Source organism: Acinetobacter sp. MF4640 (assembly GCF_002018895.1).
GTDB classification, from domain to species: Bacteria; Pseudomonadota; Gammaproteobacteria; order Pseudomonadales; family Moraxellaceae; genus Acinetobacter; species Acinetobacter johnsonii.
Genome location: NZ_MVOM01000011.1, coordinates 70,697 through 78,751 on the forward strand (window position 1 = coordinate 70,697; position 8,055 = coordinate 78,751).

The window sequence follows — 8,055 nt, forward strand, 5'->3', positions numbered from 1 at the left end:
TTATTCACCTACTGCACCAAAACCTAGCACGCATAGGCGATTTAAAATGTTCTCCCTTAGAAATACAACTCAAGAATTCAATGACTCCACCGATTACGTCGAGTTTAAGCGTGGTATTAAAACATCTATCCCCATGCTGCTGGGCATTATTCCTTTTGCTTTGGTCTTAGGAACACAAGCTACTCAAAAAGGCTTTAGCCATTTAGAAGTTCCATTATTTACTGGTCTAAACTTTGCGGGCGGTTCCGAATTTGCTGTGCTCGAGGTTTGGACCAATCCACCAAATTTTCTCGTTTTAATTTTCATTACGTTTCTAGTTAATAGCCGTCATTTGCTCATGGGTGCAAGTCTCGTGCCCTATTTACGCCATTTGCCTAATCGACAGGTTTTCCCTGCCCTGTTTTTCATGTGTGATGAAAGTTGGGCCGCTGCCCTTACCGATGCAGAAAAGAAGAAAAGATTTGGGTTACAACAGGCCTTTAGCATGTCCTACTACGCAGGCATCTGTTTTGCTCTGTACTTGATGTGGGTCAGTTTTACCAGCTTAGGTGCCATTCTTGGTCCTTTGCTAGGCGATGTTCACCGTTATGGGTTTGATATGGCCTTTGCTGCAGTATTTCTAGTTTTATTGCGTGGCATGTGGAAAGGCTTTAGCGCCGCACGCCCTTGGCTTATCAGTCTAATCAGTGCGGCCATTGCATATTTATATTTACCGACGGGTTGGTATGTGCCTATTGGTGCAATCTGTGGCATCGCCTCTGCTTTCTTATTTATTCAGGAGGATGAGCTATGATCCACAGCACAACACTTATCGCGATTTTATTGGTCGCAGCAACCACTTATCTGACGCGTATATTGGGCTATGTTTTGCTGAAGAATAAAACTTTAAGCAACAAACAACGAAAGATTTTGGAAGTTGTTCCGGGCTGCGTACTTATTTCAGTGATTGCACCTTATTTTGTCAAAGACAATGTCGCAGATCTACTCGCCATTGCCATCACTTTAATTGCAGCTTCACGCTTTTCACTCCTACCAACCGTTGTGATCAGTATGCTGAGCGCGGCATTATTACGTACCGTGCTCATCTAAACTGAATTTTTAGCGTTCAGGCTGTACAGCTTTAGCGAGAATATTCACCAATTCAGCGTTTTGTAGCTCAACTTTTTGTAACTTAGACGTGGTCTGCTCGATCACTTCCTGTTGCACATGCATCTTTTTTGCAAGATCTTGCATAATTTCCAAGGTCTTTTTTAAATTTTCTTCAAGTTGATGTACTTTTTCTTGCAGTTGATTCTGCTCTACGCTTGGATCGGTTTTATCTGCCTGATTTTTAAATTGAAACCAAATTAAAAATACGACAGCGACCGCCAACAGCAAAATAAATCCCCAAATTAAGATCAACATAAGCACCACTCTACATTATTTTTCATTTATAGATTCATGATAACCACAAGTCTGTATTCGGTCTATGCCTATCATCTTGTTTTCAGAGTAAAAATGCTTAAAAATAAAGACCTTTAGGTAGTTGACGCACTAAAAGATTCACACAAATCTAATAAGCGGTTTGCATAGCCCCACTCATTGTCATACCACGCAAAGACTTTAGCTTGATGCCCCACCACCATGGTTTGCGTTAAATCAACAATAAGTGAATAGGGTGAATGATTAAAATCCGAAGATACCAAAGGTTCATCCGTCACATCCATAATTTCACGGTAGTCTGACTTCGCCGCTTGAATCAGCACTTCATTAATTTTATGGTCGGTAATTGGTGTTTGCGAAATAAAGGTCAAATCAATTGCCGCCACATTAATGGTTGGCACACGAATCGAATAACCATCGATACGATCGGCCATTTTTGGCATGACTTGTTTTAAAGCACCAAGCGCTGACGATGTGGTGGGAATAATATTTTGACCTGAAGCACGAGCACGTCTTAAATCACGATGCGCATGATCCAATACAGACTGATCGGCAGTCACTGCATGAATTTCGGTCATGAGCGCAGTATCAATTCCAAAAGCATCATCAATGATTTTAACCAAAGGCACTAAGGCCTGCGTAGTACATGACACACTGGAAATAATTTGGTCACTGACTTTGACCTCATGGTGATTCACCCCATACACAATGGCGGCATCAACCGAGTCAAAAGGTGCCGCGCCGATAATCACCCGCTTTGCACCTGCACTGATATGCCCTGTTGCAGCTTCACGCGAGCGAAATAAACCTGTGCACTCTAGAACCACGTCTACATGGAGACTTGCCCAAGGCAAATCTTGCGGGTTTTCCTGACGCAAGACTTCAACTTTAAGTTGTGCTTGATTATTTGATAAATGCAGATAAATACGTTCATTTTCATAACTTAAATCGACTTTTCCCGGAAAGCGCCCATGCGTGGTGTCATATTTAAATAAATGCAATAAGGTTTCTACATCTGCTACATCATTTACCGCGACGATTTCAAACTGAAAGTTCTTTGGATTTTCAAACCAAGCGCGTAGTACATTACGTCCGATTCGACCAAATCCATTTATCGCCACTCGTTGCATGACTTGCCCTTATGTATAAAATGATGAAAGATAAGCAGGCTTATATTAATGGATTTATACAGATTTGGTTAAGCTTTCTTTTTCTATCATCCATCAGCGAAGATGATGAATATGAACCCTTAAGTCATAAATTGATCTACCTAACCACCTCGGACCAATCAACTCATTTCCACGAAATGATATAAATATCCAACAATAACAAGCAAAATCTTAGAACTATCGAATACATAGAAATGTCATCAATTCGCCTTAAAGTGATTGGTGCAACATCCTTTTTCCGTTATAATTTGGCGTTTTAAAATTTTTAAGCCAGTATCTGAAGTCAGCGTATTTAGAATAAGACTTTCTTCAGCTACTATTAGCCAAATCGAAATTATGGAGTGACTTGGTTGTGAGTACTCGTTTTATGACATCAGCTGAAATTCGCGAAGCTTTTTTAAGCTACTTTGAATCGCAAGGGCATACACGTGTCGCGTCGAGTTCTCTAGTTCCCGCCAACGACCCTACTTTGTTGTTTACCAACGCGGGTATGAACCAATTTAAAGATTGTTTCTTAGGCCTAGAAAAACGTGATTATGTACGTGCAGTGTCTTCACAAAAATGTGTCCGCGCAGGTGGTAAACACAACGACTTAGACAATGTCGGTTATACCGCACGTCACCATACCTTCTTTGAAATGTTAGGTAACTTCTCATTTGGCGACTACTTCAAACGTGATGCGATCAAATTTGCATGGGATTTCCTCACTGGTGAAGCTTGGTTAGCACTGCCTAAAGACAAACTCTACGCAACGGTTTACCACACTGACGACGAAGCATTTGACATCTGGAACAAAGAAATTGGTCTAGATGCTTCTCGTATCATCCGTATTGGTGATAACAAAGGCGAAAAATACGCATCAGATAACTTCTGGGCAATGGGTGATACAGGTCCTTGTGGTCCATGTTCTGAAATCTTCTTTGACCATGGCGATCACATTTGGGGTGGCTTACCAGGCACACCTGAAGAAGATGGCGACCGTTTCATTGAAATTTGGAACAACGTATTCATGCAGTTCAACCGTACTGCTGATGGCGTATTACACCCGCTTCCTGCACCTTCTGTAGATACAGGTATGGGCTTAGAGCGTATTTCTGCTGTTTTACAACACGTTAACTCAAACTACGAAATTGACCTGTTTCAACACTTACTCAAAGCAGCCGCTGAAATTATTGGTTTAGATACCGCTGCACTTGAAGCAGAAGCTCGCGAAAAAGGTACACCAGTTCAGTATCCTGCATCACTTAAAGTGGTTGCGGATCACGCACGTTCATGTTCATTCCTGATTGCTGATGGTGTAAACCCATCAAATGAAGGCCGTGGCTATGTACTGCGCCGTATTATCCGTCGTGCAGTGCGTCATGGTAACAAACTGGGTGCAACAGGCTCATTCTTCCATAAAATGTTGCAACCTTTAATTGAAGTGATGGGTCAAGCTTACCCAGAACTTGAAGCACAGAAAGTACGTATTGAAGCGCAATTGCTGAAAGAAGAAGAACAATTTGCTAAAACTCTAGAGCAAGGTTTGAAATTGCTTGAAGGTGAATTGGCTCAACTGAAAGGTTCTGTGATTCCAGGTGAAGTGGTGTTTAAACTGTATGATACGTATGGTTTCCCTACTGACTTAACGGCTGACATCGCTCGTGAACGTGATTTAACCATTGATGAAGCAGGCTTTGAAGTTGAAATGGCTGCTCAACGTCAACGTGCACGCGATGCAGGTAAATTCGCAATTGACTACAACTCTGTTGTTAAAGTTGAAGGCGAAACTCAGTTTGACGGCTATGACGCAACAGTTGGCGAAGGTCAAATTATTGCGATCTATAAAGATGGCGAACAAGTTAATGAAGTGGTTGAAGGTGACGAAGCCCTCATCGTACTGAACCAAACCCCGTTCTATGCAGAAAGCGGCGGTCAAATTGGTGACACAGGTATTTTCAAAAATGACACAGGTATTTTTGAAGTCCAAGACACCAAGAAATCTGGCGGTGCTTTTGTCCACCAAGGTATCGTGACTGTAGGTAGCATTAAGCTTGCTCAAAATGTTGAAGCAACAGTCAAAGCAGATATCCGCGCGGCAACTGCGCGTAACCACTCTGCAACTCACCTTTTGCATGCTGCACTACGTCAAATTCTAGGTGAACACGTACAACAAAAAGGCTCATTGGTTGCGTCAGACATCTTACGTTTTGACTTTGCCAATGATCAGCCAGTTTCATTTGAACAACTTCAAGAAATTGAACGTTTAGTGAATGCCGAAGTGATTGCAAACAGCCCTGTTACCACTGAACTTCTCGACATCGAGTCTGCAAAGGCTAAAGGTGCGATGATGTTGTTCGGTGAAAAATATGGCGATGAAGTTCGTGTACTTTCAATGGGTTCAATCATTGAAGAGAAAAACTTCTCAATCGAGCTGTGCGGTGGTATTCACGTTAAACGCACAGGCGACATTGGCTTGTTTAAAATCACTTCTGAAGGTGGTGTAGCTGCGGGTGTACGTCGTATTGAAGCGGTAACAGGTACCAAAGCCATTGAAATTACTCAAAAAGCTGACCGTGATATCAATACTATCAATGGTTTATTGAAAGCTCAAAAGGACCAAACTTTAGAAAAAGTTGAAGCCTTAGTCGACACAACATCAAGCTTGCAAAAACAGATTGAGCAACTCAATCAAAAACTTGCCAGCTTCCAAGCTGCTGAACTGCTTAGCCAAGTTCAAACGCTTGCGGGTCGTCAAACGCTGATCACGACTGTTCAAAACATGGATGCGAAATCACTTCGCAACCTACATGACGGTGTGAAATCAAAATTAGAAAATGCAGTCATCGTACTTGCTGGTGTTGAAGGTGACAAAGTTAGCCTGATCGCCTCTGTAGCAAAAGACTTTACTGCTTCTATTAAAGCAGGTGACATCATCAAACATCTAGCAACTGAGATTGGTGGTAAAGGTGGTGGCAAACCTGACTTAGCACAAGGTGGCGCGCCACTAAACGAGAAGTTTGCAACAGTGATGGCAGATTTAACTGCTTGGCTTGAAGCGAAATAAAACTTCACCTTTTGTGTAACTGACCCTAAATGATGCATTCAGGGTCATGGTTTATATGGAACAACTATGGCATTAATCGTTCAAAAATATGGCGGTACCTCTATGGGTACTCCAGAGCGCATTTTAAATGTTGCTCGTCGTGTAAAGCGTTGGCATGACCACGGCCACAAGGTTGTAGTGGTTGTATCAGCAATGAGTGGCGAAACCAATCGTCTACTTGCTTTAGCGAAAGCCATTACCGAAACCCCTGACCCACGAGAATTAGACCAAATGGTTTCTACGGGTGAACAGGTAACGATTTCAATGTTAGCAATGGCGCTCAATTCTATTGGCGTTGAAGCTAAGTCACTTACGGGTCGCCAAGTCGGTATCAAAACAGACAATGCGTTTACCAAAGCACGTATCGAGTCGATTGATACTGACACCATGACTGCGCATTTAGATGCTGGTCGTGTGATCGTGGTTGCTGGTTTCCAAGGCTTCGATGCCGATGGCAACACCACCACCCTCGGCCGTGGTGGTTCAGATACTTCGGGTGTAGCACTTGCTGCGGCATTAAAAGCAGATGAATGCCAAATCTATACCGATGTAGATGGCGTTTATACTACTGACCCACGCGTTGCACCAAAAGCGAAAAAAGTAGACCGTATTTCATTTGAAGAAATGCTGGAAATGGCATCACTTGGTTCTAAAGTTCTACAAATTCGTTCGGTTGAATTTGCAGGAAAATACCAAGTGCCTTTACGCGTATTATCAAGTTTTGATAATGACGATGATGGCGCATTCGACGAAGAATTTAAAAAGAACGTCGGAACACTAATCACCACTGAGGCGGAAGACAACATGGAACAACCAATTATCTCTGGTATCGCATTTAACCGTGACGAAGCTAAACTTACGATTCTAGGTGTTCCTGATGAACCAGGTATTGCATCTAAAATTTTATCGCCAATTGGTAATGCCAACATTGAAGTGGATATGATTATCCAAAATGTTGAAGAAGATGGTACGACTGACTTCACTTTCACGGTAAACCGCGGCGAACTTGCAAAAGCAACAAAAATTCTTCAAGAAACTGCTCAAGCCATTGGTGCGCGCGAAGTTGCTACACGTGACGACATTGTTAAAGTGTCAATTGTAGGTGTTGGTATGCGTTCACACGCAGGTGTTGCAAGTAAAATGTTTACTGCCTTGGCTGATGAAGGCATCAACATTTTGATGATCTCAACTTCAGAAATCAAAATTTCTGTGATTATTGAAGAAAACTACCTAGAACTTGCTGTACGTTCTCTACACACTGCTTTCGGTTTAGACCGTGAACATGGTGAATCAAGCGCACGTGCTTAAGCAATCTTGCGAAAAACTTGTCATTGTCTGACAGTTTTTGCAAAAGACTACAAAAATCAGGAGCCACTATAGTTTTTTCTATAGTGGCTCTGTTATATTAAGCCCGAGGCTTTCTTAAATTTAGATGAATGTTATACCTAATGTCACTAGATATCTAAAAATTCAAGTGTCATGCGGTTGTATTAAACATTTGTTTAAATTTTTTTAAATACAAAAAATTATGTATTTTACTTTAGTACAACTGCAGGTTTAGCGTTTTGCAAGGAGATAAACATGCTGATTTTGACCCGACGCGTCGGTGAAACATTAATGATTGGGGATCAAGTAAGTGTTACTGTACTTGGTGTCAAAGGCAACCAAGTTCGTATTGGTGTCAATGCTCCCAAAGAAGTATCTGTACATCGTGAAGAGATTTATCAACGCATTCAGCATGAACGTGCAATGCATGAACATCTTCAACATCTTGATCAGGATTACCAGCCTGCATTTGAAGATGAAGGTTCACAGCAGAATAATTTCAATCGTTAAGATTGAAACATTCAGATATAAAGCGGCCCGATTGGCCGCTTTAAATTTTTACCCAGTCTATTTTTGCTCAAGTACCTCGGCGAATTCAAACATGAGGTGCGACAGTTTCAAAAGCCTTATGATAATCAACAAGCTGAGCAAATTTCTCTAATGGTGTAAGCCAATCTAACGCCTTTCTAGGACGAGTATTCAGTGACATGGCAACTTGATTTAAATAATGCTGATCTGCCTGATTTAAATCAATCCCTTTAGGTAAATATTGCCTAATTAAACCATTCATATTTTCGCATGTGCCTTTTTGCCAGGGTGAATGTGGGTCACAGAAATATACATCTATGCCTAAATCTTCTTCGAGTATTTTATGTTCTGACATCTCACGTCCACGGTCATAGGTCAACGTTTTACGCAGTTCTGCAGGTAAATATTTCAGAGCTTCAGTTAAAGCCTTGCGCACTGATTCTGCCTTTGCATCAGGTAATGTTGCCAAGATACAGAGCCGTGTATTTCGTTCAATAAGTGTTGCTATCGAACTTTTATTGTCTT

7 protein-coding genes and 1 pseudogene are annotated in these 8,055 nt (G+C 41.6%); 5 read left to right on the plus strand and 3 right to left on the minus strand.

From position 1 onward, the window contains the following. Positions 1–46: 46 nt before the first annotated feature. A complete protein-coding gene (locus MF4640_RS05630) occupies positions 47–793 on the plus strand; it encodes an AzlC family ABC transporter permease (RefSeq protein WP_078388962.1) in 747 nt (248 codons plus the stop codon). Then, complete coding sequence (locus tag MF4640_RS05635; protein WP_005400577.1) at positions 790–1,089, plus strand: AzlD family protein; 300 nt, start codon at positions 790–792, stop codon at positions 1,087–1,089. The genes MF4640_RS05630 and MF4640_RS05635 overlap by 4 nt, the downstream gene beginning before the upstream one ends. Positions 1,090–1,098: 9 nt before the next feature. Here the strand turns inward: MF4640_RS05635 and MF4640_RS05640 are convergent, their stop codons facing one another. Continuing rightward, a complete protein-coding gene (locus MF4640_RS05640; protein ID WP_078388963.1) occupies positions 1,099–1,404 on the minus strand; it encodes a hypothetical protein in 306 nt (101 codons plus the stop codon). Between the two features lie 113 nt (positions 1,405–1,517). Beyond that, the gene (gene gap, locus MF4640_RS05645) at positions 1,518–2,552 is read right to left on the minus strand and encodes a type I glyceraldehyde-3-phosphate dehydrogenase (protein WP_004696165.1); all 1,035 of its coding nucleotides are present in this window, start codon (positions 2,550–2,552) and stop codon (positions 1,518–1,520) included. A 391-nt stretch (positions 2,553–2,943) separates the two neighbouring features. On the opposite strand from gap, the gene alaS reads away from it, so the two are divergent. The 3 genes from alaS (at position 2,944) to csrA (ending at position 7,512) form a co-directional block, all read left to right on the plus strand. Beyond that, positions 2,944–5,637 (plus strand): alanine--tRNA ligase, encoded by a 2,694-nt coding sequence (gene alaS / locus MF4640_RS05650; protein WP_171263855.1) that lies wholly within the window; start codon positions 2,944–2,946, stop codon positions 5,635–5,637. Between the two features lie 66 nt (positions 5,638–5,703). After that, positions 5,704–6,984: an aspartate kinase gene (locus MF4640_RS05655; protein WP_005400573.1), complete on the plus strand. Its 1,281-nt coding sequence runs from the start codon at positions 5,704–5,706 to the stop codon at positions 6,982–6,984. 273 nt (positions 6,985–7,257) lie between these two features. Beyond that, complete coding sequence (gene csrA / locus MF4640_RS05660; protein ID WP_004696158.1) at positions 7,258–7,512, plus strand: carbon storage regulator CsrA; 255 nt, start codon at positions 7,258–7,260, stop codon at positions 7,510–7,512. 85 nt (positions 7,513–7,597) lie between these two features. Here the strand turns inward: csrA and MF4640_RS05665 are convergent. Continuing rightward, a pseudogene (locus MF4640_RS05665) lies at positions 7,598–8,055 on the minus strand (IS30-like element ISAba125 family transposase); the annotation flags it as partial.